The following is a 1,543-nucleotide window of genomic DNA, read 5'->3' as shown; positions in this document are numbered from 1 at the left end:
TTATCAAGCATAGGAATCACCTCGACTCTAGTATAGCAAAAAAAGCCATCAAGTTGATGACTTTTTCAGTGGGTTCGGTTTTATATGGCTTCTTTTTTTGCAAGATTTTACGAATAGATAGGTGAGGAGGAAATTATGTATCAAATTGAATTTAAAGAAGAGGCCATTCTACCTAGAGAACGTTTAGTAGAAGTTGGAGCTGAGCGTCTCAGTAATCAGGAATTACTAGCAATTTTTATTAGAACTGGGACAAAAAAAGAACCTGTTTCTATTCTCTCCAATAAATTATTGAATCGTTTGGAGAGTTTAGCGGCTCTAAGAGAATTATCAATTGAAGAATTGCAAAGTTTGACTGGAATTGGGCGCGTTAAGGCGATTGAAATTAAGGCTATGATTGAACTTGGAAAACGTATCAATCAATCAGAGCTACTCTTAAATGAGAGAATTTTGGGAAGTGAGAAGTTGGGACGTAAGATGATTCATGAAATTGGGCATAAGAAGCAGGAGCATCTTGTTGCACTTTATCTCAATACACAGAACCAGATTATCAGTCAAAAAACAATTTTTATCGGGAGTGTTAATCGTAGCATTGCAGAACCACGTGAAATTTTGCATTACGCAGTAAAATGTATGGCAACATCGATTATCATCGTTCATAACCACCCGTCGGGTTCAGTACAACCGAGTAGGAATGATTTGCTATTTACGGAGAATTTAAAAGAGTCCTGCGAAAAGCTAGGACTGGTATTATTAGATCATTTAATTGTTGGAAATAAGGATTACTATTCTTTTAGAGAAGAAAGTGAGTTATTTTAAAGTTTATTGACAATATAGTGGAAGAGGTCTTTTTCAATCTCACGTTTACCGTAGAGTAGTTCAGGATGCCATTGAACCCCTAAAAATTTAGTTAGGTAGGTTGAATGAACTGCTTCAATAATCTGTTGATTATCCGATAGTGCAATGATTTCTAAGTCAAGTGCTAAGTCTTTGATAGCCTGACGGTGAAATGAGTTTACACTCGGAGCGGACTTATATATGTCGTAAAGTGGACTATTTTGAGTCAGTTGAATCATTTGACTGACTTCTTGTCCGTCTATGTCTTGCCAATGTTCAGAAATTGATTGATGAAGGCTACCACCTTGAGCTACATTGTAGAGCTATAGACCTCGGCAGATACCGAAGATAGGTTTCTGATTTTCTTGGGCAGCCCTTATGAGGGCTAATTCAAACTCGTCACGCTTTGGTAGATAATTATCGCTGTCAATAGTCCTTTCTTCGTGATAGTAACTTGGCTGGACATTTTGTCCTCCTGTTAGGATGAGTTTATCAATAAGATGGATATAATATTTTGCCAAATCAGGCTCTGTAACAGGAAGGATGAGTGGGAGCTCGCCAGCATCTTCAATAGCTTGTACGAGGCAAGTCTGGGTATAAGAAAGCAGGGGTTCTGTATGATCCCCTGTTTTATAGTACGACGGGCATGTCGTACATCTGAGGTGAAAGTCCTCCGTGGGCACCCGCTACCGGTGAACCCTATAGCGAC

General features: G+C 38.8%; 1 protein-coding gene and 1 pseudogene. One reads left to right on the top strand and one right to left on the bottom strand.

Going from position 1 to position 1,543, the window contains the following annotated elements:
• The first annotated feature begins 135 nt into the window (after window positions 1-135).
• Window positions 136-816, top strand: coding sequence for a RadC family protein (gene radC / locus P7J36_RS11520; protein WP_002935253.1), 681 nt, complete (start codon window positions 136-138; stop codon window positions 814-816).
• Here the strand turns inward: radC and P7J36_RS11515 are convergent.
• Window positions 813-1,517 (bottom strand): annotated as a pseudogene (locus P7J36_RS11515) (gamma-glutamyl-gamma-aminobutyrate hydrolase family protein). The gene radC and the pseudogene P7J36_RS11515 overlap by 4 nt on opposite strands.
• Window positions 1,518-1,543: the final 26 nt, after the last annotated feature.

It is taken from the genome of Streptococcus suis (genome assembly GCF_046032115.1).
Classification (GTDB): Bacteria; Bacillota; Bacilli; order Lactobacillales; family Streptococcaceae; genus Streptococcus; species Streptococcus suis_AJ.
This window is presented reverse-complemented; position numbering and strand designations above follow the sequence as displayed.